Raw genomic sequence first — 25655 nt, 5'->3', positions numbered from 1 at the left:
TGGCGCGGCACTCTCGGCACCGCTTCGATGAACGCGCCGATTGCCGAGGGCCGGGCCGACTGTCGAGGGCCGGGCGAACTTGCGAGGTTTTCCCCGGCCTTTGACAGTCGCCCCGGTCCTCGACAGATCACCTGCTCCTCGGCCCGACGAAGCATCCGCCCGCGAGCTCACAGGACCGCATTCGCCAGGCCCGCATGCGCTGAGCACACGGTGTCGAACGCCGAGCGCCCCGGCTCAGATGTCGCGGGGTCGGGTGCGGGTGGCGTGCGGCGCGGGTTCCTCGCCCGAGCGTCCGACCGCTCCCCCGCCGGGCCCGCCGCCGCTGCCTTCGCCGTCCTCGTCGTCGCTCGGCGGGACGCGGCACCAGTGCTCGACCAGTATCCCGACGACCAGCAGCACCGCGCCGGTGATCGCGGTCGCGAGGATCGGGGCCCAGGTCGCGCTCGGTGCGGGGACACTGCGCGCGCCGAGCGGCAGCAGGGCGCCGACGCCGAAGCCGCCGAACAGCGCGCCCACGAATTGGGAGGCGCGCGACGCGGCGAGCAGGCGGACGGCGTGGAACGGGTTGACCATGCGCTCGGCCCGATGAGTCACGGCCCGGCGCAGCAGAATGCCGAGCACCAACAGCACTCCGGCGAGCACGGTGAGCGTGGCCGAGAGCGACGGCGGCGGGACGATCGGCGGCATGCCGACGGCGGAGCGCTGGGCCTGCACGAGCGCACCGGCGCCGGCTCCGACGATCCCGAAGACGAGCAGCCAGATCCACGAGGTGCGATGCTCCCGCTGCATCAGCGCGCGCCTCCGTCGTCGAGCCGGGTGGTCGAGTCGCCGATCCGTTCGAGCAGCGCTGCGACCGTGCCGTGGCCCGGCAGCGCGGCGTGCGGATCGAGGTCGAGCCAGGGGGCGAGCACGAAGTCGCGCTCGTGCGCGCGCGGGTGCGGTACGGTGAGGCGCTCGTCGCGGATGCTGCGTCCGCCGTACAGGATCAGGTCGATGTCGAGCGTGCGGTCGCCCCAGCGCACGTCGCGCGTGCGCCCGTGCTCCGACTCGATGCGCTGCAGCAGGTCGAGCAGCGCGTGCGGGTCGAGCGTGGTCTCGGCGAGCGCGATCCCGTTGATGTAGCGGGGCGCGTCGGGGTCGGGGCCGTCGAGCGTGAGCGCGATCGTCTCGCGCAGCGGCGACGCGCTCAGGCTGAGGACCCCCGGCGCCGCGAGGATCTCGGCCTGCGCCGCGGCGATGGTCTCGCCGCGGTCGCCGAGGTTGGCGCCGAAGGCGAGCACGACGGGGACGAGCTGGGCGATCATTCGGAGCCTCCAGCGGTGCCGGCACCGGCCGCGGCGCGGACGACCGTGACCGACACGTCACCGAAGGGCAGGTCGATGGGCGCTTCGGGCTTGTGCACGGTGAGACGGACGGCGCGCACGCCGTCGAAGCTCAGCGCGACGTCGGCCGCGCGTTCGGCGACCGTCTCGATGAGGTCGACCGGGTCCCGTTCGACCGCTGCCGAGATGGCCTCGGCCAGTTCGCCGTAGTGCACGGTGCGGGACAGCTCGTCGCTGCGCGCGGCCGCGCCGAGATCGACCGAGACCTCGGCGTCGATGAGAAAGCGCTGGCCCTGCTCGCGCTCGAAGTCGAAGACGCCGTGGTGGGCCCGGACTTCGAGTCCCGAGAGACGGATCAGGTCGCCGTCGAAGCGGGGCGCCGGCGCGGGATCGGATCCCTCGACTCGCAGGCTCGCGCGGGATGACGATGGGGAGACAGCACCGAACTGCGAGGGCAGCGCCTCGCCGAACACCGGCAGGGATGCCGCCGGGAATGCCTGCGTCGACGCGGTCCCCTCGGCGGCGCTCCAGGCGCCGGCCACGGCGAGCGCCTGGACCGTCGACGGGACGTCGTGCACGCGAACGCCCCACGCGCCCGCGCGGACGGCGAGAGCGCTCGTGACGGCGGTCGCGAGGTCGCGCGCCATCGGCCCGCCCGCCCCGCGGGCGGCCTCCGGCAGCGCGTCGAGCAGTTCGCCGAGCATCCGCTTGCGCGAGATGCCCACCAGGATGCGCGCTTCGGGTCCGCCGAGCTCGCGCAGCTGCGCGAGCAGCCGCCAGCCCTGTTCGGCGGTCTTATCGAAGCCGAGGCCGGGATCGAGGATGATGCGCCGGGCGTCGACTCCCGCGGCGACCGCGCGCTCCGCCGAGCGCGCCAGCGCCTCGCGGATCTCGCCGACCACGTCGACGTAGCCGGATCGGCCGTGCGCCGGGTCGGGGATCCCCCGCCAGTGCCCGATCGCGAACTCGGCGCCGGACGCGGCGACGGCCTCGGCCATGCGCGGGTCGTGCAGGCCGCCCGAGACGTCGTTGACGATCGAGGCACCGGCGGCGACCGCGGCCTCGGCGGTCTCGGCGTGGATCGTGTCGATCGAGATGCGGATTCCGGACTCGGCGAGGGCGCGGATCACGGGGACGACGCGACGCTGCTCCTCGCTCGGAGGCACCGCTTCGGCGCCCGGACGGGTCGACTCGCCGCCGACGTCGACGATGGTGGCGCCCTGCGCGACGAGCTCCCGGCCGCGCGCGATCGCGGCGTCGAGCGCGTCGAAGCGGCCCCCGTCGCTGAACGAGTCGGGCGTGACGTTGAGCACGCCCATGACCTCAGTCATCGGCCGGCTTTCCGAGCAGGACCATGATCTCGGCGCGGGCCGCCGGTTCGGCGAGCTCCCCGCGGGAGGCGATGGTGACGGTGACGGCATCGGCCTGGCGCACGCCGCGATCGGCGACGCAGCCGTGGCTGGCCTCGAGCACGACCAGCACGCCGGCGGGATCGAGACCGTCCTCGAGCACCTGGGCGATCTGCTCGCCGAGCCGTTCCTGCACCTGGGGCCGCGAAGCGAGGGTCTCGACGACGCGCGGGAGCGCGCTGAGCCCGACCACTCGTTCGGCGGGTCGGTAGGCGATGTGGGCGCGCCCGCGGAACGGCAGCAGGTGGTGCTCGCAGACCGAGCGCAGGGCGATGTCGCGCAGCAGCACGAGCTCGCCGGGGCGGTCCCCCACCGGCACGGCGTCGGCGAGGTGCACCGACGGGTCGACGCCCACGCCGGAGAAGAACTCGGCGTAGGCGTCGGCCACGCGAGCGGGGGTGCTCGCGAGCTCGTGGCGGTCGGGATCCTCGCCGATCGCCGTCAGCAGCTCCCGCACTGCGGCGGCGATGCGCGGGCGATCGACGCTCGGGGTCATGATGCGGCGCCCGGCCCTTCGGGAGCCGGCGGCACGGGCGGGGCCGGAGGCGCGGTCGGCTCCTGCGGAGCGGCCGGTGCCTGCGGAGCCGCCTGCGGTGCATCGGTGGCGACCGAGGCGGGGACCGCGATGGGCGGGCGATCGGAGACCGGGCGCTCCTGGTGCGAGAGCCAGGTGGGGCGCTCGGGGAGCTTCTTCACGTCGCGGAAGATCTCGGCGATCTGGATGTGGTCGAGCGTCTCCTTCACGAGCAGCTCGCGCGCCAGATCGTCGAGGATGTCGCGGTTGAGCACGAGCACCTCGTAGGCCTCGTTGTGCGCCTGCTCCATGAGCGCGCGCACCTCGGCGTCGATCTCCACCGCGATGCCCTCGGAGTAGTCGCGGTTCTGTCCGTACTCGCCGAGGAACGCTCCGGCCTGGGCCTGGCCGAGCTTGACCGGACCGACCGAGGCCGACATGCCGTACTCGGTGACCATCTTGCGCGCCGTGCTCGTGGCCTTCTCAATGTCGTTGCCCGCGCCGGTGGTGGGATCGTGGAACACGAGCTCCTCCGCGACGCGACCGCCCAGGGCGTAGGCGAGCTGATCCTGCAGCTCGTTGCGAGTGATCGAGTACTTGTCTTCCAGCGGGATGACCATGGTGTAGCCGAGCGCGCGGCCGCGGGGCAGGATCGTGATCTTGGTGACCGGATCCGTGTGGTTGAGCGCGGCGGCGACGAGCGCGTGACCGCCCTCGTGGTACGCCGTGATCAGCTTCTCCTGATCCTTCATCACCCGGGTGCGTCGCTGGGGGCCCGCGACCACGCGGTCGATGGCCTCGTCGAGCGCCCGGTTGTCGATGAGCTGCGCGTGCGAGCGCGCCGTGAGCAGCGCGGCCTCGTTGAGCACGTTCGCGAGATCGGCGCCCGAGAACCCGGGGGTCTTGCGCGCGACGACGTCGAGGTCGACGTTCTTGGACAGCGGCTTGCCCGCCGAGTGCACCTCGAGGATCTTGCGACGGCCGGCCATGTCGGGGGCGTCGACGCCGATCTGGCGGTCGAAGCGGCCCGGGCGCAGCAGCGCGGGGTCGAGCATGTCGGGGCGGTTGGTCGCCGCGATCATGATCACGTTGGTCTTGGGGTCGAAGCCGTCCATCTCGACGAGCAGCTGGTTGAGCGTCTGCTCGCGCTCGTCGTGGCCGCCGCCCATGCCCTGGCCGCGGCGCTGGCCGACCGCGTCGATCTCGTCGACGAAGATGATGGCCGGGGCGTTTGCCTTGGCCTCTTTGAAGAGGTCGCGCACGCGGCTCGCGCCGACGCCGACGAACATCTCGACGAAGTCGGATCCCGAGATCGAGTAGAACGGCACACCGGCCTCGCCGGCCACCGCGCGCGCCAGCAGGGTCTTGCCCGTGCCGGGAGGACCGTAGAGCAGCACGCCCTTGGGGATCCGGGCCCCGACCGCTTGGAAGCGCGAGGCGTCCTGCAGGAAGTCCTTGATCTCGTGCAGTTCTTCGACCGCCTCGTCGGCGCCCGCGACGTCCGCGAAGGTGACGGTGGGTGCCTCCTTCGAGACGAGCTTCGCCCGCGACTTGCCGAACTGCATGACCTTGTTGCCGCCGCCCTGCATGGACGACAGCATCCACCAGAAGAACAGGCCGATGAGCAGCACCGGCAGCAGGAAGCCGAGCAGCGACCACAGCGGGTTCGGCTGCGGCACCTGGTCGGTGTAGCCGTCCTTCGGAGCGGCCTTGGTGACCGCTTCGACCACGGACTCGCCGCGCGGGCCGACGTAGTAGAAGAAGACCTCGTCGGTGCCCGCCTTCTTGTCGACGGAGGTCAGCGTGAGGTTGACGCGCTGGTCGCCGTCGATGATCTCGGCCTGCTTGACCTTGCCCTCGGAGAGCAGTTCGAGTCCGCGCTCGGTCTTCACCTCGCGCGACCCGCCGCCCATGATCAGCATCCACCCGACCAGCACGATGATGGGCGCGAGGATCAAGTAGATCAGGGGGCCGCGGAACAGCTTCTTCCCCTTGGACAGTGTCTCAGCCACGTTGGGCCCTTTCTGGGTCCGGCGGGTGCGCTGAGCTCAGCCCGTCCGCCGCATGTCGATTCGACCGCGATGCCGATGCGGCGCGTGCCGCACCGGACTTCACGAGTGCAAGCGTAGCCGTCCGGTCTGACAACGCCCCCGGCTTCCGCCGAGGGCGAACCGAGGAACGGCCCTGAATCGCCGGGTTACTCGCTGTAGACGTGCGGTGCGAGGATCGCGACGTCGCGCAGGTTGCGGTAGCGCTCGGCGTAGTCGAGCCCGTAGCCGACGACGAAGTCGACGGGGATGTCGTAGCCGACGTAGTCGACCTCGAGGTCGACCTTCATCGCCTCAGGCTTGCGCAGCATGGTGCAGATGCGCACCGACTTCGCGCCGCGGCTCTCGAGGTTCTCCTTCAGCCAGGACAGCGTGAGCCCGGAGTCGATGATGTCCTCGACGATGAGCACGTCGCGGCCGGTGAGGTCGGCGTCGAGGTCCTTCATGATCTTGACGACGCCGCTCGACTTGGTGCCGGCGCCGTACGAGCTGACGGCCATCCAGTCCATCTCGGCGTGGAATCGGAGTTCGCGCGAGAGATCCGCCATGACCATGACGGCGCCCTTGAGGACGCCGACGAGCAGCGGCGGCTCGTCCCGGTAGTCGGCTTCGATCTCGCGCGCCAGCTCCGCCAGCCGTGCGTGCAGCTCGGCTTCGGTGTGCAGCACGACCGTGAGGTCATCGCCGAGGTGGGACGCGTCCATGTGACTCCTGCTCTCGCTCGAAAGGGGTGGCGGCGGTGAACACGAGGCGCTCACCGGCACGAACTACTGTAGCGCCGGGGACGGTGAGCGGTCCCTGACCGCGCCACTCGGTGATCAGCCGATCGATCTCGAGCGTGTGGGTCCGCGAGAGCAGGGCGCCGAACTCGTCGCGCGCCACCCGACGGATCACCCGGTGCCGGATCGCCGCCGGGTTCGCGGCGAGCGCGGGGATCAGCACCGCGATCCCCGCCTCGGCGAACTCGACCAGCTCCTCGATGCACTCGTCGACCATCCCGTCGAGCGCGTCCGCGTCCTCGCGCGCCTGCTCGGCGCTGCGGGCGAGCGCCGCGGCCGCGCCGGGGCCCAGCTCCCGCTCCAGGACGGGCAGCACCGAGATCCTGGCGCGCACCCGGGCGAAGGCGGGATCCGCGTTCTGCGGATCGGTCCAGGGATCCAGCCCCTGCGCCGCGCAGGCGGCCTCGGTGCTGGACCGCGGAACACCGAGCAGCGGGCGCAGGATCCGGCCGCGGCGCGGGGGGATCCCCGCGATGGATCGCGTGCCCGAGCCGCGCGAGAGGCCGAGCAGCACCTGCTCGGCCTGGTCGTCGCGCGTGTGCGCGGTGAGGATCGCCGCCGCGCCCGTCTCGTCGGCCGCGGCCTCGAGCGCGGCGTACCGGGCGCGTCGGGCGGCGGCCTCCGGGCCGTCGGGATCCGCGGCATCGACGTCGACCGGTCGCACGAGCACCGGATCGAGGCCGAGCGCTCGCGCCTGCCCGGCGGCGCGCTCGGCGACGTCGGCGGATCCCTCCTGCAGTCCGTGGTCCACGACCTCGGCGCCGAAGCGGTGCCCGCCCGCCCGCGCTTCGTGGGCCGCCGCCGCCGCGAGCGCGAGCGAGTCGGCGCCGCCGGACAGCGCGACGAGCGCGAGCGGAACGTCGGACCGCCGCGCGACGGCGGACTCGCCGGACCCCAGCGCGCGCCGCAGCGCGAGCCGGATCTCGGCGACCGCCGGATCGAGCGGTGGGAGCCTGGGGGTCATGATCCCGCGCTCAGAACGTGATCGTCTCGCCCGGCTCGGGGACCACCCGCACCGCGCCCTTGTCGGCCGACTGCGCGAACGCCGCGTAGGCACGCAGCGCCGGCGAGACCTCGCGCACGCGGCTCTTCGGGCGGTATCCGCCGTTCGCCTCGAGCTCGGCGCGTCGACGATCGAGCTCCTCCTGCGGCACGTCGAGGGCGAGCTTGCGGGTGGGGATGTCGATCGACACGATGTCGCCGTCCTCGACGAGGGCGATGACGCCGCCCGCGGCCGCCTCCGGCGAGACGTGCCCGATCGAGAGCCCCGAGGTGCCGCCCGAGAAGCGGCCGTCGGTGACGAGCGCGCAGGCCTTGCCGAGGCCGCGTCCCTTGAGGAACGAGGTCGGGTAGAGCATCTCCTGCATGCCGGGGCCGCCCTTCGGGCCCTCGTAGCGGATCACGACGACGTCGCCCTCGGTCACCTGCTTGTTCAGGATTTTCTCGACGGCCTCGTCCTGCGACTCGCAGACCACGGCGGGTCCCGAGAAGGTCCAGATCGACTCGTCGACGCCGGCGGTCTTGACGACCGCGCCGTCGACGGCGAGGTTGCCGCGCAGCACGCCGAGGCCGCCGTCCTTCGAATAGGCGTGCTCGACGCTGTGGATGCAGCCGTTCTCGGCGTCGAGGTCGAGGTCGCGCCAGCGCTCCGACTGCGAGAACGCGGTCGAGGATCGCTTGCCGCCGGGAGCCGCGTGCCAGAGCTCGAACGCCTCGTCGCTGGCCTTGCCGCCGCGCACGTCCCACTCGTCGAGCCACTCGCCGAGCGTCGCCGAGTGCACGGTGTGCACCTGGTCGTCGAGCATGCCGCCGCGGCGCAGCTCGCCGAGGAGCGCGGGGATGCCGCCGGCGCGGTGCACGTCCTCCATGTAGTAGGTCTTGCCGTTCGCCACGTTGGGGGCGACCTTCGCGAGGCAGGGCACGCGGCGCGAGACCGCGTCGATCTCGTCCAGGCCGAACTCCACGCCCGCCTCGTGCGCCGCCGCGAGCAGGTGCAGGATCGTGTTGGTCGATCCGCCCATCGCGATGTCAAGCGCCATGGCGTTCTCGAACGCCGCCGGGGTCGCGATGTTGCGCGGCAGCACCGAGGCGTCGTCGCCCTCGTAGTAGCGCTTGGTGATGTCGACGACGAGCGCTCCCGCGTTCTCGTACAGCGCGCGGCGCGCGGTGTGCGTGGCCAGCGTCGAGCCGTTGCCGGGCAGCGACAGGCCGATCGCCTCGGTCAGGCAGTTCATCGAGTTCGCGGTGAACATGCCCGAGCAGGAGCCGCAGGTCGGGCAGGCCGATTCCTCGATCTTCTGGATGTCCTCGTCGGAGACGTTCTCGTTCACGGCCTCGGAGATCGCGTCGACGAGGTCGAGCGTGCGCACCATACCGTTCGCGAGCACGGCGCGACCCGACTCCATCGGGCCGCCCGAGACGAACACGGTCGGGATGTTGAGGCGGAGCGCCGCGAGCAGCATGCCCGGGGTGATCTTGTCGCAGTTGGAGATGCAGATGAGCGCGTCGGCGCAGTGCGCGTTGGTCATGTACTCGACCGAGTCGGCGATCAGGTCGCGCGAGGGCAGCGAGTAGAGCATGCCGCCGTGACCCATCGCGATGCCGTCGTCGACCGCGATGGTGTTGAACTCGCGCGGGATGCCGCCCGCGGCGGTGATCGCGTCCGAGACGATGCGTCCGACGGGGGCGAGGTGCGTGTGCCCCGGGACGAACTCGGTGAACGAGTTCGCGACCGCGATGATCGGCTTGCGGCCGAGATCGGCACCGTTGACGCCGGCGGCGCGGAACAGCGCTCGGGCGCCCGCCATGTTGCGTCCGTGGGTGACCGTGTGGGAACGATAGATGACCATGCTCCGCATTTTGTCGGAGTTCGCGGGGATCGCAAAGTTACGGCGAGTACCGGTACTGGGAGTACTGTTGGCTCGTGATCCGACCGCGCACCCCCCGCCGCGAGCAGCTGGGCGAGTTCCTCGCCACCCGCAGACGTGCGCTGCGTCGCGCCGATCTCGGGCTCCCCCAGGGCGCCCGCAGGCGCGAGACCGGGCTGAGCCGCGAGGAGATCTCGGCGCTCGCCGGGGTCAGCGTGAGCTGGTACACCTGGCTCGAGCAGGGGCGCGACATCAACGTCTCGCACCAGGTGCTCGCGGCGGTGGCCCGCGTGCTGCACCTCTCGCCCGACGAGACGGACTACGTCGTCGCCCTCGCGGCCCCCGCGGAGGAATCCGAGGAACCGTCGCCCGAGACCGCCCCGGAGCACCTGCAGCACCTGGTCGACGCGCTCCCCTTCCCCGCGTTCATCGTGGCGGCCGACTGGGCGATCGTCGGGTGGAACGCCGGATACGCGGAGCTCTACCCGCCGATCGCCGCGCTGGCCCCCGAGGACCGCAACCTGATCTGGCTGGTCTACACGGATCCCCGGCTGCGGAGCATGCTGCCGGACTGGGAGCGCGACAGCCGCAGCTTCCTCGCGGAGTTCCGCACCGAATCGGGCGTGCGGCTGAGCTCCGACCGGCACCGGTCGCTCGTGGCCCGGCTGCGCGACGCCAGCCCCGACTTCCGTACCCAGTGGGCTGAGCACGCGATCGAGCGCTTCACCTCGCGCACCCGCGTCTTCGTGCTGCCCGACGGCGAGCGCCGTTTCGAGCACCACCGCCTCGTTCCGTCGGACTCCACCGGCCTGCACGTGGTCGCCTACGTGCCGATCGGCTGAGCGACTTCACCGCAGGCGGAGCCTCGCGTTCAGGGCCGACCCCTTCTAGACTGTGCATTCCCGTGCGTCAGCGCTCTTCCGCGCATCCGGCGCCCCTCCCCGAGCCCAGGAGTCGTCTGTGTCCCGCAGTGCACGCACCGTCATCGCGGCCGTCCTCGTCGGCGCGGCGCTGCTCAGCCCGATCGCGGCCGTGGCCGATCCCGCTTCCGCCGACGAGCCCTGGTTGCCGCAGATCCCGACCGATTCCGCGCCCGCCGGCACCGAGCCCGCGCCCGGAGCCCCGCAGTCGCAGCGGATGGCTGCGGCGGGCGTCCCGTCCCGCGTCGAGAACGCCCGACTCGCTCGGAAGGCCCTCACGTACGTCGGGAAGCCGGGGAACGTCGCCTGCCGCGAAGCCGGCATGTATCTGAGCGACTGGGCCGGCGGACAGTGCAAGCAGTTCGTGAACTGCATCTCGATCCTGGTGTTCGGCAAGAACCCCGCGCCGGGCTACCAGGCCGGCTTCGCCAAGGAGGGCATCGAGGTCGCCGGCGGTCCGGGCGTCGTCATGGGCGACATCATCCAGGTCGGCGACAGCGACGGCGCGTGGCCGCTGCACACCGCCATCGTGGTGCGGAACCTGGGCGGCGGCCGCTACGACGTGGTCGACTCGAACGCCGCGGGCAGCGATCTGACGGTCAGCCGGCACGAGTGGGTGCCGCCGGCCGGCTCCCGCTTCTGGCGGCTCGGCACCCCGGCATCGGACCCGCAGGGCCCGCAGGCGTCGCGCCTGGCCGGACTCGACCGGTACGAGACCTCGGCAGCGGTCTCGCGCGGAACCTTCTCGGCGGGAGTCCCGGTCGCCTACGTCGCGAACGGGCTCGACTTCCCCGACGCGCTCTCCGGCTCGGCAGCCGCCGGGACGGGACAGGGCCCGGTGCTGCTCGTCCGCCCGGGATCGATCCCGGCCGCGATCGCCTCCGAGCTCCAGCGGCTGAAGCCGCAGCGCATCGTCGTCCTCGGCGGCACGGGCGTCGTCTCCTCCGCGGTCGAAGCGCAGCTGAAGTCCTCCACCGCGGGCGCGGTGAGCCGTCTGTCGGGCGCCGACCGGTTCGGAACCTCCGCGGCGGTGTCGCGCGCGACCTTCGCCCAGGGCGCCTCGGTCGCCTACATCGCGAACGGCCTGGACTTCCCGGACTCGCTTCCCGCCGGCGGTGTGGCCGGAACGAACGGGGGGCCGCTGCTGATGGTGCGGCCCGACTCGGTCCCGGGCGAGATCGCCGCGGAACTCGAGCGGCTCAAGCCGAGCCGGATCGTCGTCGTCGGCGGCACCGGGGTCGTCACCCCTGCGGTCCAGGCCCGGGTGCAGGCCTACACTGCGGGGCCCGTGACCCGCGCGGCCGGACCGGATCGCTTCGCCACCTCCACCGCGCTCTCGCAGGCCGAGTACGCGCCGGGCGTCCCCGTCGTCTACCTCACGAGCGGTCTAGACTTCCCGGATGCGCTCTCGGGCGCCGCGGCCGCAGGCGCCCGTGGCGGACCCGTCCTCTACGTGCGCCCCGACGCGATCCCCCTCGCGGTGCAGTCGGAGCTGGGCCGCCTCGCCCCGCGCAAGGTCGTCGTGCTCGGCGGCACCGGGGCCGTCAGCCAGGACGTGCAGTCCCAGCTCGGCGCCTATGTCGTCCCGTAGGCCCGACGTCCGCCCGGTTCACGTCTCGCGTTTCCCGTTTCCCGTTTCCGCAGACGGTTCAGTAGGCTGAGGCCACCATGTACGGCGGCTATCTCGATACCCAGGCCCAGCTGAACTCCGATCCGCGCATCCGCAAGAGCCACGCGAACTTCTGGACCATGGCGCTCATCATCGGCGGCGTCCTCCTGGTGCTCTCCGTGATCGGCACCGTCGGGCTCGCGATCCGGAGCGGTCTCGCCGCCGCGATCATCTTCTTCCCGTTCGCCTGCGTCATGAGCATCGGCCTCGCCGCGCTGCTCGGCTGGGTGTTCCAACAGCGCGGGTGGTTACAGCTCTTCGGCGACTCCTTCGGCGTCTGGAAGGTGCGCGCGACGGGTTCTTCGCTGAGCCGCGTGTGGAACCGGCACTGGAACACCCCGCCCGAGTACCACGGCTGGCTCTACGGCGAGCTGCTCGCCGGCAACTTCGACGCGGTCCAGCAGCTCGGCCCCGGGACCGGCCTGAACGTCGGCGAGCTCTACCTCTCGCTGTACGCCGCACCGCAGGATCGGGTCGCGTTCCTCGTCATGTCGACGCAGACCGGGAAGCGCTTGGGCACGGACACCGGCTGGCGCCCCATCGAGCTCCGCGGCGAGTGGCACGACTACGCGTTCTCCCGCTTCAACTTCTACGTCTGAGCCACGGAACAGCGGCCGGGGTCCGGGTACGCTTGACCCGTGATCCGGCGCGCCCGGATCCCGGCACGCACGCCGTGCCGAGCCACGATCCACCGCAACACATCGCAAGGAGCCGCACATGACCGCAGCATTCGACGCCGTCATCGAGATCCCCAAGGGGAGCCGCAACAAGTACGAGGTCGACCACGAGACCGGCCGGGTGTACCTCGATCGCGTGCTCTACACGGGCTTCGTCTACCCCACCGACTACGGCTTCTTCGAGGAGACCCTCGGCGAGGACGGCGATCCGCTCGACGTGCTCGTGCTGCTCGACTACCCGGTGTTCCCCGGCGTGGGCATCAAGGTGCGTCCGGTCGGCGTGCTCAAGATGAGCGACGAGGCCGGCGGCGACGACAAGGTCATCGCGGTGCAGCACAAGGATCCGCGCTGGGCGCACATCCAGGACGTCGCCGATATCCCGGAGTACACCCGCAAGGAGATCGAGCACTTCTTCGAGCACTACAAGGATCTCGAGCCCGGCAAGTGGGTCAAGGTCGACGCCTGGGGTTCGGCCGCCGACGCCGAGCAGCTGATCGTCGAAGCTCAGGAGCGCCTGCAGGCCGAGGGCCACTGAGCCCGCGGAGCCGCATGGCTCCGGTACGTCGAAGGGGGCGGGGATCGCATGATCCCCGCCCCCTTCGGCGTACCCGCCCGTCTTAGAAGTTGATGACGAACGCCGGGTTCACGAAGTCGTACCAGCCGTTGTCCTGGTTGGGTCGCATCTCGAAGTGGAGGTGCGGGCCGGTGCTGCAGCCGGTGCTGCCGACGTAGCCGACGGTCTGGCCGCGCTGCACGGTCTGGCCGTTGCCGACGAGCGACCAGCTCGCCATGTGGGCGTAACGGGTCTGCCAGCCGTTGGGGTGGTTGATGCTGACCATGTTGCCGCCACAGGGATCCCAGTAGGCGGACGCCACGGTACCCGACATCGCGGCGCGGATCGGGGTGCCGTACGCGGTCGCGAGGTCGATGCCGGTGTGGTCGGGGCGGCCCGGCGGGCGGAAGCCCTCGGAGACGTAGTAGCCGGTGACCGGAATCAGCCAGCCGTTGCTGCTGCCGTTGTTGCCGCCCCCGGGGTTGGGGTTGACGGGCGGGTTGCCGCCATTGTTCCCGCCGTTGTTCTCCTGCTCGCGGCGCCGCCGCTCTTCTTCCTCGGCCAGCCGGCGGTTCTCGGCCTCGATCCGCTTGCGCTCCGCCTCGGCTTCCTGGCGCAGGCGTTCCTGGTAGCCGGCGACCGTCTTGGTGGTCTTGTCCTGCAGGGCGGCGAGCTGGGTCTCGAGGACCTGGATCTGCGCCTCCTGCTTGCGCACGACCTCGCCCTGGTTCTGCACCGCGGTCGCTGCGGCCTTCTCGGCGACGTCCGCCTCCTTGGCGAGGCGGTCCCGCTCGGCCTTCGCGGCTTCGGCCTGCTTGCTCAGCGAGTCGGCGTTGTTGGTGCTCTGCTCGGCCTGCTCCGAGATCACGGTGTTGCGCTCGGTGGCCTTCGACATCGAGGCGAGGCGACCGAGCAGCGCGTCGGCGGTGTCCTTGTTGGAGTCGAGGAACAGCTCGAGGTTGCGGTCGACGCCGCCCGAGCGGTACATCTGCGACACGAGCGCGGCCGCCTGCTCCTTCGCCCGATCGGCTTCCTTCTTGCTCGCCGCGGCCGCATCTTCGAGCGTCTTCGCCCGACCCGCGGCCTCGGCGAGCTTCTGCTCCGCGACCCGGCTGGCCTCGATCTTGTCGCTGTGCAGGTTGCGCAGACGGTCGAGCTCCTTCTTCTGGCTCACGATGAGCTGCTCGATCTCCTTGACCTTGGCATCGGTCGCGGCCTGGTTCGCCTTGGCGCGCTGCACGTCGTCCCAGGTCGGCAGGTCGACGGCGTGCGCCGCGGGCGGGGTCGCCGGCGGTGCCGTCAGCAGGGTCGCGGCGATGACGAGCGCGCCGAGGATCCCCCAGCGGGCGCGTTTGGCCTTGCGGCGCTCGGTCATGCGGAACCCACCTCTAACTGCTCGTCGTACACGGATCCGCGGACGCCGAAAGCGAACGCAGACACCCGATCACGGTATCAAACGGCCCCGCCGCCCGCCGAGACCCCTCGCCGCAGCACTCTCGGCTCACGTTCAGGTTCAAGGTGAGACTTCGGAGTCGACGCCGGGAACGCCACGTCTCGGTCACGGTTCGGTCACGGATCGGAAATCTCCGCGACCGATATTGCTCAATATTAGTTTGTACGCTTTACTAACTCGCATGGACCCCGCAACGCAGCGCTCTTCCGCACCCGCTCGGCGTGCTCCCGGCGCGCTCCGCGTCGGAGCGAAGGCGCTCCCCGGCGACGCGCGACGGCACAACCGGACCCTCGTGCTCCAGACGGTCTACCGCAGCGGCCCCGCCAGCCGGGCCGACATCGCCCGGGCGACGCAGCTCACCAAGGTCACCGTCTCCGACCTCGTCTCCGAGCTCACCGCCGAGGGCCTCATGCTCGAACTCGGCACCCGCGAGGTCACCGGCCCCGGCAAGCCCGCCATGCTCGTCGATCTCGCGCGCACCACGCGCGCGATCGTCAGTCTCGACCTCAGCGACCACCGCCGGTTCCGCGGCGCCGTGCTCGACCTCGACGGCAGGATCCTGCACCGCGCCGACGCGCCGCTCGAGGGCGCGGTCGGCGACGCCGCGGTCGAGCGCACCGTCGCCCTCGCCGGCGAGCTCATCGCACGCACCGAGCTCTCGCTGCTCGGCCTCGGCGTCGGCACCCCGGGCGTCGTCGACGACGCGGGCACCGTGCGCACCGCCCCGAACCTCGGCTGGGCCGACGTGCCGCTCCAGCGGATCCTGCAGGAGCGCACGGGCCTCCCCACCGTCGTCGCCAACGACGGCAACGCCGGCGTGCTCGCCGAGCACAACTTCGGCGGCGCGGGCGACGACCTCATGCTCATCGCCATCGGCCACGGCCTGGGCTCCGGGCTGATCGTCGGCGGCGTGCCGGTCGTCGGCAGCAGCTTCGCCGGCGGCGAGATCGGGCAGGTGATGGTCGGTTCCGACCTCCCGCTCGACGCCCCCTACTCCCGCGAGCAGGTGCTCGAGCACTGGCTGTCGGTCCCCGGACTCACGGCCGCGCTCGCGGAAGCCGGCGACGACGAGCGCGAGCGCGTGCTCCGCGAGGCGGGGCAGCGCCTCGGCACGCTCGCGCTCGTCGTCGGCGCCCTGAACCTCTCCGAGATCGTCCTCTCCGGCCCCCAGGAGCTCGTCGGCGACGTGCTCGCCGACGCCACCCTCGAGATCCTGCAGCGGCGCACGCTCCCCGAATCGCACCGCGGCCTCGTCATCCGCACCAGCTCCCAGGGCGCGGACCTGATCCTGCGCGGCGCCACGGCGCTCGTGCTGCAGGCGCAGCTCGGCATCACCTGATCCACCGCCCGGGCCCCGGCCGCGGGCGCAGACCTCACCGACGCAACACCTCGCGGACCGGCACCGCCGGAACCGCACCCCAGAAAGGAATCACCATGAAGAAGAGAACGCTCGTCGGCCTCGCCGCCGCGGCCGTCGCTTCGGCTCTCGTGCTCTCGGGCTGCTCGCAGGGCAGCGCGAACACCGCTGGCAGCGACAACAAGGGCAAGTCGATCACCATGTGGGTCATCGGCGCCGACACCCCCAAGGAGCTCCGCGACTACCTCAAGAAGGAGTTCACGAAGAAGACCGGGGCCGAGCTCAAGATCGAGGAGCAGACCTGGGGCGACATCGTCACCAAGCTGACCACCTCGCTGCCCGACAAGAACAACACCCCCGACGTCACCGAGATCGGCAACACCCAGTCGCCGACCTTCACCAACGTCGGCGCGTTCCTCGACGTGAGCGACATCACCGACGAGCTCGGCGGCAAGAACCTGCTGCAGTCGTTCGTCGACGCCGGCAAGGTCGACGGCAAGAACTACACGCTCCCCTACTACTTCGGGTCGCGCTACATGTTCATGCGCAAGGACATCTGGAGCGCCGCGGGACAGCAGGTGCCCAAGACCCTCGACGAGTTCAACGCGGCGGTCAAGACGATCGCCGAGAAGAACCCGAAGGGGATCAAGAACTTCTCGGGCTTCTACCTGGGCGGCCAGGACTGGCGCGACGGCGTCTCGTGGATCTTCGCCAACGGCGGCGACATCGCCCAGCTGAAGGACGGCAAGTGGAAGGCCACCCTCGACTCCCCCGAGTCGCTGAAGGGCCTCCAGCAGCTGCAGGAGCTCTACCGCACCGCATCGAAGGCACCGAACGATGCCAAGGACGCGAACCAGTACCAGTTCCTCAACGACTCGGACGAGGTCAAGGACGAGGCCGGCCAGGTCACGCAGAACCTGTCGCTGAGCGCCGCCACGATCATGGCGCCGGGCTGGGCGCACTGGTCGATCGGCGACCTGAAGAAGGACGACAAGGGCGAGCCGACCCGCGTGTGGAACGACGCTACCTTCGGCACCTTCGTGCTCCCGGGCAACGACGGCAAGCCCGCCCCGGTCTTCGCCGGCGGCTCGAACATCGGCATCTCGGCCGCGACCAAGGAGCCCGCGCTCTCCAAGGACCTGATGCGGATCATCTTCTCCAAGGAGTACCAGGAGATGCTCGGCAAGAACGGCCTCGGCCCGGCGAACCAGGAGTACACCTCCTCGCTCGGCGACGACCAGTTCGCGAAGGCCCTCGTCGAGTCGGCCTCCAACTCGAAGCTGACCCCGGCCGCGCCGGGCTGGGCGTCGATCGAGGCGAAGAACATCATGGAGGAGTTCTTCTCGCAGATCCGCGACTCGAACGATCTCGAGAAGCTGGCGAAGGACACCAACGCCAAGCTCGACGCGCTGCTCAACCAGAAGTGACGCCGAGGGCGTAGCCCTCAGCGTCATCCTGCGCGAGGAACGAACCGTCATCCTGCGCGAGGAACGAGTCGCAGGATCCGATCGAGATCCTGCGACTCCTCCGTCGCGCAGGATGACGGGCCCGTCGCGCAGGACGACGATCCCCTCCCCTCCCCCACATCAAGAAAGGCCGCTCGATGAGCTCCGAACCCACCGTTCGCAAGCCGCGCCGTCCGTCGACGTTCGTGCCGTACGCGCTGCTGCTCCCGGCGACCCTCATCGTGCTGCTCGCGCTCGGCTACCCCATCGTGTGGCAGCTGATCACCTCGATGCAGCATTTCGGCCTCGCGCAGCAGTTCGGCAAGCCGCCGGAGTTCGTGTGGTTCGCGAACTACGCCGAGCTGTTCACCTCCGCCGAGACGTGGATCGTCGTGATCCGCTCGGTGCTGTTCTGCCTCATCACGGCCGCCGTCACCATGGCCGTCGGCCTCGGACTCGCCCTGCTCATGCAGGCCGCCGCGACCTGGGTGCGGATCACCCTGCAGATCTCGCTGCTGCTCGCCTGGGCCACCCCCGTGGTCGCCGCCATGACCATCTGGAACTGGATCTTCGACTGGCGCCGCGGCCTCGTGAACTGGGTGCTCACCGGTCTCGGGCTCCCGTTCGACGGCCACAACTGGCTGCAGAACCCGCTCTCGTTCTTCTTCGTCGCGCTCATCGTCGTGGTCTGGATGAGCGTCCCCTTCGTCGCGTTCTCGATCTACGCCGGCCTCACCCAGGTGCCCGGCGAGGTGCTCGAGGCCGCTCAGATGGACGGTGCCTCGGCCTGGCAGCGCCTGCGCCTCATCATCCTCCCGGTCATCAAGCCGGTGCTCGGCATCGTCATGCTGCTCCAGATCATCTGGGATCTGCGCGTCTTCACGCAGATCAAAATGCTGCAGGATCGCGGCTCGATCGCCAGCCAGACCGACGTGCTCGGCACGTACATCTACCAGCTCGGGATCGGATCCAGCGACTTCGCGATGGCGAGCGCCATGTCGATCTTCGTCCTGCTGCTCACCATCGCCCTCAGCTGGGCCTATGTCCGCAATCTGATCAAGGAGGACGAGGGACGATGAGCATCGCAGCGCCCCGCCGCGCCACCGCCCCCGCCCGTCGCGGCACCAGCCGCCGCACCGCCCGAACGCTCTTCGCCGTGCTCGGCGTCGTGCTCTCGGCGATCTGGGTGTTCCCCGTCTACTGGATGCTGAACTCGTCGCTGCTGCCGGCGGTGACGCTCGATCAGACCACCCCGACGCTGCTGCCGTTCGGCGGCTCCTTCGCCAACTTCGCGAAGATCCTCGAGGGCGGCACGTTCTTCCCCGCGCTCGGCATGAGCGTCCTCATCGCCCTGGTCACCGTGATCGTCTGCCTCGCATTCGCGTTCCTCGCGGCGCTCGCGATCAGCCGCTTCCGGTTCAAGGGCCGCCGCAGCTTCGTGCTCGCCGTGCTCTTCATCCAGATGCTCCCCGCCGAGGGCATGTTCATCGCGCAGTACAAGCTGATGGACTCGCTGAACCTCCTCAACTCGGTGATCGGCGTCAGCATCATCTACATCGCGGCCGTGGTGCCGTTCACGATCTGGATGCTGCGCGGCTTCGTCGCCGGCGTCCCCGCCGACCTCGAGGAGGCGGCGATGGTCGACGGTCTGAGCCGCACGCAGGCCTTCCTGCGCATCACCTTCCCGCTGCTCGCGCCGGGCCTGGTGGCGAGCGGTGTCTACGCGTTCCTGCAGGCCTGGAACGAGTTCACGGTGGCGCTGGTGATCCTGCAGAACTCGGAGTCGCACACGCTGCCGCTCTGGCTGCGCGGCTTCGTGCAGCAGTCGGCCTCGCGCACCATCGACTGGGGTCAGGTGATGGCCGCGTCGACCCTCGTCGCGATCCCCGTCATCATCTTCTTCCTGTTCGTGCAGGGCCGCATGACCAGCGGCCTCGTCAGCGGGGCGGTCAAGGGATGAGCGAGCGGAGCACGGTCCTCCCGCCCGCCGAGGGGCTCCGCGCCGAGGTGCGCGCGACGCTCATGCCGGGGTTCCCGGGCCTCGAGGCGCCCGAGTGGATCCGCGACGCGCTGCGCGACGGCCTGCACTCGGTCTGCATCTACGGCGAGAACGTGCGCGATGCCGACCAGCTGCGCGCGCTCGGCCGCTCGCTGCGCGAGGCCCGCCCGGACGCGCTCGTCGCCATCGACGAGGAGGGCGGCGAGGTCACCCGCCTGCACTACGTGGACGGCGCTCCCTACCCCGGGGCCGCGGTCCTCGGCCGCATCGACGACCTCGACTACACGGCCGAGGTTGGCGCCCGGGTCGCCCGCGCGGTGCGCAGCGCCGGCGCCTCGCTCGTGCTCGCTCCCGACGCCGACGTGAACGCGAACCCCCGCAACCCCGTGATCGGCACCCGCAGCTTCTCGTCCGATCCCGAGCGCGCCGCCGCGCACGTCGCGGCGTGGGTGCGCGGCGCGCAGGCCGCGGGCGTCGCGACCTGCCCCAAGCACTTCCCCGGGCACGGCGACACCGCGCAGGACAGCCACCTGGCACTGCCGGTGGTGGACGTCGCGCCCGAGGTGCTCGAGCAGCGCGAGCTCGTCCCCTTCCGCTCGGCCATCGCGGCCGGCGCGCAGACGATCATGTCGTCGCACATCCTGCTCCCCCGCATCGACCCCGACGCTCCGGCGACGTTCAGCCGCACGATCCTGCAGGGGTTCCTGCGCGAGCGCCTCGGCTTCGACGGCGTCGTGGTGTCCGATGCGCTCGACATGCGCGGTGCCAGCGGCGAGATCGGGATCCCGGCCGCGGCCGCACGGGCTCTCGCGGCCGGCTGCGACCTGCTCTGCATCGGTCCCGGCACGACCCCCGCCCAGCTCGCCGAGATCGAGGATCGGATCCTCGCCGCGGTCGAGGCCGGCGAACTCTCGGCGGCGCGCGTGCGCGACGCCGCCGCTCGGGTCCGCGCGCTCGCGGAGGCCGTACCCCCGATCGCCGGGGACGCGCTCGCCGACCTCGCTGCAGAGGCCGAAGCGAGCGACGCGGTGACCGCGGACGAGCTGCTGCGCGTCGCCGACTCCTTCTCGGGCACCGACCGGGCGCACGGCTGGCTCCGCGCGCACCCGGGCGCCGCCGTGGTGCGCGTCGAGACCGTCGCGAACATGGCCGTCGGCTTCGCCCCGTGGGGCCCCTTCGCCGCGGCCGCGGCGCCGCTCGACGGCACCGGCCCGTCCGCCGAGGCGTTCCGCGCCCGCCCGGAGGTCCTCGTCGATGCCGAGACCCCCGGAATCTGGACCGACGCGCCCGCGGTGATCGTCATCGGGCGGGAGCTGCACCGGCACCCCTTCGCTGTCGCCGGGATCGCGGCGCTCCGCGAGCGAGGCACGGCCGTGCTCGCGGTCGAGATGGGGTGGCCCGACGCCGAGGTGCCCGCCGACCTCTCGACCTACGGCTCGTCCCGCCTCGTCGGAGCGGCGCTGCTCTCCGTGCTCGAAGCTCCGGCCGCATGAGCGTCGGCGTCGCATCCGCCCGGCCGCGCATCGGTCTCGACATCGGCGGCACCAAGCTCGAGGCGATCTCGCTCGATCCCGCGGGCGCGGTGACGGGAAGCCTGCGCCTGCCGACCGAGCCCGGCGAGGCCGCGGTGCTGCGGTCGAGCGAGCTCGCCGTGCGCACGCTGGCCGAACGCGCCGGCGTGCCGCTCGACGGCTTCGCATCGGTGGGCATCGGGATCCCCGGGCGCATTGACCGGCGCAGCGGGATCGTGCACGACGCCGTGAACCTCGGCGTCCGATCGCTCGCGCTCGGTCCCGACCTCTCGGCCCGGATCGGCCTGCCCGTGACCCTCGACAACGACGTGACCGCTGCCGCGGTCGGCGCCGTGTCGCTGCTGGGCCTGCGCGGCACCGCCGCCTATCTCAACCTCGGCACCGGCCTCGCGGCCGGGATCGTCGTCGACGGGGTCCCCTGGCGGGGCGGCACCGGCATCGCCGGCGAGATCGGGCACCTGCCCTTCGACTCCGCCGGGCTCCCCTGCGCCTGCGGCCAGCGCGGCTGCCTCGAGACCGCCGCGAGCGGTTCCGCGCTGAAACGGACCTGGCCGGCCGGCGGCGAGCATCCCGGACGCGTGCTCCTCGCCGCGATCGCGGCGGGCGATCCGGACGCGCGGCACGCCTTCGACCGGCTCGTCTCGGGAGCGGCGCACTGCGTGCAGCTGCTCGCGCTCTCGATCGACCCCTCGGCCATCGTCATCGGCGGCGGACTGCGCCTGCTCGGCGCTCCCCTGCTCGACGGGATCCGGGCGGAGCTCGCTGCGCGCGCAGCGACGTCGCCGTTCCTCGCCGGCGCGGCCCTCGCTGAGCGCGTGCGCCTGCTCGACGGGGACTCCCCCGCTGCCGCCGTCGGCGCCGCGCTCTCCGCCGACCGCTGACGACTCGTCGCCGACCGTTCACCGGAACACGCCGCGCGCACGCACGGGATCGGCATAGGCTGGAATCCCGACCGTGAGGACCCCCCATGAGCGAACCGTTGGACGCCGCGAGCTTCGTCGCCGCAGGCCCCGATCAGATCGACGTCACGCCCGAGATCGACGAGCTCGGCGAACTGCGCCGGGCAGGTGCTCCGCGTCGCCTCGACGTGTCTCCGGAAGCGCCCTGGCGGCAGGGCTACCCGTACGACGTGAAGCTCTCGCGGTCCGCGTACGAGCGCGAGAAGCGCAAGCTGCAGATCGAGCTCCTCAAGCTGCAGGCGTGGGTGAAGGAGAGCGGCCAGAAGATCGTGCTCCTGTTCGAGGGCCGCGATGCCGCGGGCAAGGGCGGCGCGATCAAGCGATTCATGGAGCACCTCAACCCCCGCGGCGCCCGCGTGGTCGCGCTCGAGATCCCGACCGACCGCGAGCGCAGCCAGTGGTACTTCCAGCGCTACGTGCAGCACCTGCCCTCGGGCGGCGAGATCGTGATGTTCGACCGGTCCTGGTACAACCGGGCAGGCGTCGAACGGGTCATGGGCTACTGCACGCCGCAGGAGTACCTCGAGTTCACGCGCTCCGCGCCCGAGTTCGAGCGGATGCTCGTGCAGTCGGGCGTGCACCTCATCAAGTTCTGGTTCTCAGTGGGTCGCGCGGAGCAGCACGATCGCTTCATGTCGCGATCGCAGGACGTGGTGAAGCAGTGGAAGCTGTCGCCCACCGACCTCGCGAGCCTCGACAAGTGGGACGACTACACGGCCGCCAAGGAGGCCATGTTCTTCTACACGGACACCCCGCAGGCGCCGTGGACGGTCGTCAAGTCGAACGACAAGAAGCGCGCCCGCCTCGAGGCGATGCGCTGGGTGCTGTCGCAATTCGACTACCCCGACAAGGACCGCAAGGTGGTCGGCACCCCCGATCCGCGGATCATCGGCGCGCCCGCGAGCGTGTACGACGAGGGCGAGACCCCCTCGGGCACGTTCCCCGTGGTGTCGGGCCGGAGCTGATCGGGATCCCGCGATGACCCGCCCCGCGCCGCCGCCGGATCCGACCCCGATGGAGATCGAGCGCTGGGAGGGCTTCGGCGGGACCTGGCTGGTCGAGTCGGTCGACGATCGCCGCTGCCGCATCGCGCTCTGCCGCTGCGACGGCGGCGAGATCGTCGAGCACTTCGAGTCGGAGGATCCCGCGATCGTGCGGTGGGCCACCCGGAGGCTCAGCCCGCACTGAGCCCGATCAGAGCTCGACCACGGAGTCCCAGGACAGGAACCGGCGATCCTGGTAGAGCAGCGGTGCCGCGCCATCGGCCCCGGGCAGCACCTCGAGCACGTCCGCGAGGATCAGGTTCGACGGTCCGACGGGGTGCACCTCGCGAGCGACGCAGCGCAGTGCGACCGCGGCGCTCGGCAGGTACGGCTCGCCGGTCGGCAGCGTCTCCCAGCCCTGCGCGTCGGTGAATCTGGGGGCGCCGGTGCGGGCGAACGCCTCGGCGACCTCGCGCTGGCCGCTCGTCAGGAAGTGCACGACGAAGCTCGGCGCGCCGAGGATCCCGCCGGCGCTGCCGGTCGCGCGCGTGACCGAGAACGACAGCACGGGCGGTTCCGCGCTGACCGACGCCACCGAGGAGAGCGTGAGGCCGACCGGTCCGTCGGGCGCGACGCCCGACACGAGCGCCACACCCGCGGGGTGCAGGCGGAACGCGTTCTTGAATCGGTCGGTCGTCTCGGTCTGCGCAGCGGTATCGGTCACGGTGCTCCATTCTCGCGTATTCATCTGGATGAACCGCGAGCGGAGCCTGCGTATTCCGGGTCCCGGCGGGCCGGAGCCCGCCGGGGCCCGCCAGGACTACGCCTGCTGGATGCGCAGCATGTTGCCCGCGGGATCCCGGAAGGCGCAGTCCCGCGCGCCCCACTGCTGATCCATGGGCTCCTGCACGACCTCGGCGCCGGCCGCTTCGAGCCGGGCGAAGGTCGCGTCGAGATCCGAGGCCGAGAGGTTCGCGCCGAAGTAGCTGCCCTTGGCGATCAGCTCCATCAACGTGCGGCCCTCCTCCTCGGTGAGTCCGGGGTTCGCGAGCGGCGGGTGCAGCACGATCGCGGTGTCGGGCTGGTCGGCCGGACCGACCGTGATCCACCGCATGTTCTCGTGGCCGACGTCGAGGCGCACCTCGAAGCCGAGCGCGTCGCGGTAGAAGGCCAGCGAGGCCTCGGCGTCGACGAGGGGCAGGAAACTGGAACGGATGGTGATGCTCATGGCTTCAGCGTAGGCACGCCGACGAGCTCACGCTTCTCGATTCCTGATCGGTCTCGAGATCTGCTTCACGATGCACGGCGGCATGCCCGGCAGGGTCTCCGCGCCGCTCGCCCGGTACTCGCTCGGGGGCACGCCGACGAGCTCGGCGAAGCGGAGGCTGAACGTGCCGAGCGAGGAGTACCCGATCTCGAAGCAGATCTCGGTCACGCTGAGCTCACTGTTCCGCAGCAGCACCATGGCCCGCTCGATCCGCCGGGTCATCAGGTACGAGTAGGGCGATTCGCCGAAGGCGCGCTTGAACTGCCGACTCAGGTGCCCGGCCGACATGTGGGCGCCCGCGGCGAGCGCCTCGACGTCGAGCGGGCTCGCGAACTCGCGGTCGATGCGGTCGCGCACACGGCGGAGCGCGACGAGCGTCGCGAGGTCGGCGGGTTTCGCCCCGGGCCCCGGAGCGGGGTCGGTCATGTGCCGAGCACCGGGCCGTACTCGGCGACGGTGTTCGCGACGGCGAAGAACACCCCGAAGGTGATCCCGGGCCCGAGCACGGCGAGCACGATCGCGGTCACGCCGAACCATCGACCGCGTCCGGTCGCTGCCGCGATGATGCCGAGGATCAGCGCGGCGAGGCCGAGCAGCGCCCACAGCCCCTGGGACAGACCGAGCCAGCCGAGGGCCGATGCTTCGGCATCGGGGATCGCTCCGGAGGCGCTGTAGCGGTACGTGAGGTCGACGATCCGGGTGGCTCCGATCCACGCGGTTCCGGCCGATGCGGCCAGCGCGACGAGCACGAGCACGAGCGCGGTGATGCCGAGGCCCGCGGGCCGGGCCGCCCGGGTGGGCGGGAGGACGGGCTGCGGGGGCATCGGGACCCAGCTCGGTCCGCTGGAGGGGTAGGGGGCGCTCACCCTTCGAGGCTATCCGTCCAGCTTCGGCTTCGCCACGGCGGGTAGCATCGGGGGTTCGTGTCCGCCGCCAGCCCCGAGGAGCCCCGATGCCCGAACCCGCTCGACGTCGCCGGCCTGCCGGGATCCTGATCGCGCTCTGCGCCGCGCTGCTCGGCGCGGCGATCCTCTGGCACGCCCAGGTACCCGATCTGCTGGGACTCGCGCTGCCCTTCGAAGCGGTCCTCCCCTGGTTGGGCATTCCGATCGCGCTGCTGCTGCTCGCGGCCCTGTTCCGTCGGGCCTGGTTCGGGATCCTGATGAGCCTCGCCGCGGTGGCGGCGTGGAGCATCGTGTTCACCCCGCGGGTGCTGCCCCTCGAACCGGTCTCGGGCAGCGGCGCGGCCGCGATCACGGTACTCACCCAGAACCTGCACGGCGTCGACGGCTCGCCCGAGAAGAGCGCCCGGGCGGCGATCGGGCAGCAGGCCGACATCGTCGCGTTCGAGGAGGTCGACGCGGCCGCTCGCGGCACCGTGGACGAGGTGCTCGGCGGCGCGTATCCGCACGCGGTCCGCGTGGGCACGGTGTCGCTGTGGAGCCGCTTCCCGCTGTCGAACCTCGAGCCCCTCGATCTGGGACTCGGGTGGAAGCGGGCGCTGCGCGTCACCGCCGAGACGCCGAGCGGGCCGGTTCGGGTCTACGCCGTGCACGCGGCTTCCACGCGGATCGGAGCCCACGAGGAGCGCGACCGGATGCTCGACGAGCTGCGGCAGGAGATCCAGCAGGACGGCGCCTCACGGATCATCGCCATGGGCGACTTCAATGCGGGCACCGACGATCGGGCCTTCGCCCCGCTGCTGGAACTGCTCCGCGAGCCGCGCGATTCGAGCTGGGGCTTCGGTTTCACCTGGCCCGCCGAGTTCCCGGTGGTGCGCATCGACCACGTGCTGGAGCGCGGCTTCGATCCGCGCGCGATGCGCACCGTCAAGCTCGGCGACAGCGACCACCTCGCGGTCGTGGCGACGCTGCGGCCGTCCGTCTAGCGAGCGCGGCGCGC

The 25655-nt window shown here is 71.3% G+C and carries 26 protein-coding genes; 13 read left to right on the top strand and 13 right to left on the bottom strand.

Annotation, left to right across the window (positions count from 1 at the left end; genetic code table 11):
- Window positions 1–234: 234 nt before the first annotated feature.
- From ABD169_RS05040 to ilvD, 8 genes are all read right to left on the bottom strand, one after another.
- Complete coding sequence (locus ABD169_RS05040; RefSeq protein ID WP_344030110.1) at window positions 235–789, bottom strand: DUF3180 domain-containing protein; 555 nt, start codon at window positions 787–789, stop codon at window positions 235–237.
- Window positions 789–1304 (bottom strand): 2-amino-4-hydroxy-6-hydroxymethyldihydropteridine diphosphokinase, encoded by a 516-nt coding sequence (gene folK, locus ABD169_RS05035; RefSeq protein ID WP_344030108.1) that lies wholly within the window; start codon window positions 1302–1304, stop codon window positions 789–791. Before folK ends, ABD169_RS05040 begins: the two co-directional genes overlap by 1 nt.
- Window positions 1301–2653 (bottom strand): dihydropteroate synthase, encoded by a 1353-nt coding sequence (folP, locus tag ABD169_RS05030; protein ID WP_344030105.1) that lies wholly within the window; start codon window positions 2651–2653, stop codon window positions 1301–1303. The genes folK and folP overlap by 4 nt, the downstream gene beginning before the upstream one ends.
- Window positions 2646–3227: a GTP cyclohydrolase I FolE gene (gene folE / locus ABD169_RS05025; protein WP_046453930.1), complete on the bottom strand. Its 582-nt coding sequence runs from the start codon at window positions 3225–3227 to the stop codon at window positions 2646–2648. Before folE ends, folP begins: the two co-directional genes overlap by 8 nt.
- Window positions 3224–5257, bottom strand: a complete 2034-nt coding sequence (gene ftsH / locus ABD169_RS05020; protein WP_344030103.1) for an ATP-dependent zinc metalloprotease FtsH — start codon at window positions 5255–5257, stop codon at window positions 3224–3226. The genes folE and ftsH overlap by 4 nt, the downstream gene beginning before the upstream one ends.
- 185 nt (window positions 5258–5442) lie before the next feature.
- Window positions 5443–5997, bottom strand: coding sequence for a hypoxanthine phosphoribosyltransferase (hpt, locus tag ABD169_RS05015; protein ID WP_099722936.1), 555 nt, complete (start codon window positions 5995–5997; stop codon window positions 5443–5445).
- A complete protein-coding gene (tilS, locus tag ABD169_RS05010) occupies window positions 5972–7036 on the bottom strand; it encodes a tRNA lysidine(34) synthetase TilS (protein WP_344030099.1) in 1065 nt (354 codons plus the stop codon). The genes hpt and tilS overlap by 26 nt, the downstream gene beginning before the upstream one ends.
- 10 nt (window positions 7037–7046) lie before the next feature.
- Complete coding sequence (gene ilvD / locus ABD169_RS05005) at window positions 7047–8921, bottom strand: dihydroxy-acid dehydratase (protein ID WP_344030096.1); 1875 nt, start codon at window positions 8919–8921, stop codon at window positions 7047–7049.
- Between the two features lie 74 nt (window positions 8922–8995).
- Here ilvD and ABD169_RS05000 point away from each other — a divergent pair, with 74 nt between their 5' ends.
- The 4 genes from ABD169_RS05000 to ppa all read left to right on the top strand — a co-directional run bounded on the left by ABD169_RS05000 (window position 8996) and on the right by ppa (window position 12740).
- Window positions 8996–9781, top strand: a complete 786-nt coding sequence (locus tag ABD169_RS05000) for a helix-turn-helix transcriptional regulator (protein ID WP_344030093.1) — start codon at window positions 8996–8998, stop codon at window positions 9779–9781.
- 118 nt (window positions 9782–9899) lie between these two features.
- Window positions 9900–11450, top strand: a complete 1551-nt coding sequence (locus ABD169_RS04995; RefSeq protein WP_344030089.1) for a cell wall-binding repeat-containing protein — start codon at window positions 9900–9902, stop codon at window positions 11448–11450.
- A gap of 77 nt (window positions 11451–11527) precedes the next feature.
- Window positions 11528–12127: a hypothetical protein gene (locus ABD169_RS04990; RefSeq protein WP_344030086.1), complete on the top strand. Its 600-nt coding sequence runs from the start codon at window positions 11528–11530 to the stop codon at window positions 12125–12127.
- Between the two features lie 118 nt (window positions 12128–12245).
- Window positions 12246–12740 carry an inorganic diphosphatase gene (ppa, locus tag ABD169_RS04985; RefSeq protein ID WP_336653222.1) on the top strand — a complete coding sequence of 165 codons (495 nt, stop codon included), beginning with the start codon at window positions 12246–12248 and terminating at the stop codon, window positions 12738–12740.
- Window positions 12741–12822: 82 nt separating this feature from the next.
- On the opposite strand, the gene ABD169_RS04980 is transcribed toward ppa, so the two are convergent.
- Window positions 12823–14133, bottom strand: a complete 1311-nt coding sequence (locus ABD169_RS04980) for a peptidoglycan DD-metalloendopeptidase family protein (RefSeq protein WP_344030082.1) — start codon at window positions 14131–14133, stop codon at window positions 12823–12825.
- A gap of 259 nt (window positions 14134–14392) precedes the next feature.
- Between ABD169_RS04980 and ABD169_RS04975 the strand changes: the two genes are divergently transcribed.
- From ABD169_RS04975 to ABD169_RS04940, 8 genes are all read left to right on the top strand, one after another.
- Window positions 14393–15550, top strand: coding sequence for an ROK family transcriptional regulator (locus tag ABD169_RS04975; RefSeq protein ID WP_344030079.1), 1158 nt, complete (start codon window positions 14393–14395; stop codon window positions 15548–15550).
- A gap of 95 nt (window positions 15551–15645) precedes the next feature.
- Window positions 15646–16995 carry an extracellular solute-binding protein gene (locus ABD169_RS04970; RefSeq protein WP_046455399.1) on the top strand — a complete coding sequence of 450 codons (1350 nt, stop codon included), beginning with the start codon at window positions 15646–15648 and terminating at the stop codon, window positions 16993–16995.
- Window positions 16996–17171: 176 nt separating this feature from the next.
- A complete protein-coding gene (locus tag ABD169_RS04965) occupies window positions 17172–18092 on the top strand; it encodes a carbohydrate ABC transporter permease (RefSeq protein ID WP_046455401.1) in 921 nt (306 codons plus the stop codon).
- The gene (locus ABD169_RS04960) at window positions 18089–18973 is read left to right on the top strand and encodes a carbohydrate ABC transporter permease (protein WP_046455402.1); all 885 of its coding nucleotides are present in this window, start codon (window positions 18089–18091) and stop codon (window positions 18971–18973) included. The genes ABD169_RS04965 and ABD169_RS04960 overlap by 4 nt, the downstream gene beginning before the upstream one ends.
- Complete coding sequence (locus ABD169_RS04955) at window positions 18970–20505, top strand: glycoside hydrolase family 3 protein (RefSeq protein WP_344030073.1); 1536 nt, start codon at window positions 18970–18972, stop codon at window positions 20503–20505. The genes ABD169_RS04960 and ABD169_RS04955 overlap by 4 nt, the downstream gene beginning before the upstream one ends.
- On the top strand, window positions 20502–21425 hold the full coding sequence (locus tag ABD169_RS04950; RefSeq protein WP_344030070.1) for an ROK family protein: 924 nt from the start codon (window positions 20502–20504) through the stop codon (window positions 21423–21425). Before ABD169_RS04955 ends, ABD169_RS04950 begins: the two co-directional genes overlap by 4 nt.
- 86 nt (window positions 21426–21511) lie before the next feature.
- Window positions 21512–22468 (top strand): polyphosphate kinase 2, encoded by a 957-nt coding sequence (gene ppk2 / locus ABD169_RS04945; protein ID WP_046455404.1) that lies wholly within the window; start codon window positions 21512–21514, stop codon window positions 22466–22468.
- Between the two features lie 13 nt (window positions 22469–22481).
- On the top strand, window positions 22482–22691 hold the full coding sequence (locus tag ABD169_RS04940) for a hypothetical protein (protein ID WP_344030066.1): 210 nt from the start codon (window positions 22482–22484) through the stop codon (window positions 22689–22691).
- A gap of 6 nt (window positions 22692–22697) precedes the next feature.
- Here the strand turns inward: ABD169_RS04940 and ABD169_RS04935 are convergent, their stop codons facing one another.
- From ABD169_RS04935 to ABD169_RS04920, 4 genes are all read right to left on the bottom strand, one after another.
- Window positions 22698–23210 carry a flavin reductase family protein gene (locus ABD169_RS04935; protein WP_344030063.1) on the bottom strand — a complete coding sequence of 171 codons (513 nt, stop codon included), beginning with the start codon at window positions 23208–23210 and terminating at the stop codon, window positions 22698–22700.
- 96 nt (window positions 23211–23306) lie between these two features.
- Window positions 23307–23714: a VOC family protein gene (locus ABD169_RS04930; protein WP_344030060.1), complete on the bottom strand. Its 408-nt coding sequence runs from the start codon at window positions 23712–23714 to the stop codon at window positions 23307–23309.
- Window positions 23715–23741: 27 nt separating this feature from the next.
- Window positions 23742–24179 carry a helix-turn-helix transcriptional regulator gene (locus ABD169_RS04925; protein WP_344030057.1) on the bottom strand — a complete coding sequence of 146 codons (438 nt, stop codon included), beginning with the start codon at window positions 24177–24179 and terminating at the stop codon, window positions 23742–23744.
- Window positions 24176–24619 carry a hypothetical protein gene (locus tag ABD169_RS04920; protein ID WP_344030054.1) on the bottom strand — a complete coding sequence of 148 codons (444 nt, stop codon included), beginning with the start codon at window positions 24617–24619 and terminating at the stop codon, window positions 24176–24178. Before ABD169_RS04920 ends, ABD169_RS04925 begins: the two co-directional genes overlap by 4 nt.
- A gap of 86 nt (window positions 24620–24705) precedes the next feature.
- On the opposite strand from ABD169_RS04920, the gene ABD169_RS04915 reads away from it, so the two are divergent.
- The gene (locus tag ABD169_RS04915) at window positions 24706–25641 is read left to right on the top strand and encodes an endonuclease/exonuclease/phosphatase family protein (RefSeq protein ID WP_344030051.1); all 936 of its coding nucleotides are present in this window, start codon (window positions 24706–24708) and stop codon (window positions 25639–25641) included.
- The last annotated feature ends 14 nt before the right edge of the window (window positions 25642–25655 follow it).

This window comes from Leucobacter iarius, from assembly GCF_039530105.1.
Lineage (GTDB): Bacteria > Actinomycetota > Actinomycetes > Actinomycetales > Microbacteriaceae > Leucobacter > Leucobacter iarius.
The sequence above is the reverse complement of the archived record's forward strand: the minus strand, read 5'-3'. Positions and strand labels throughout refer to the sequence as shown.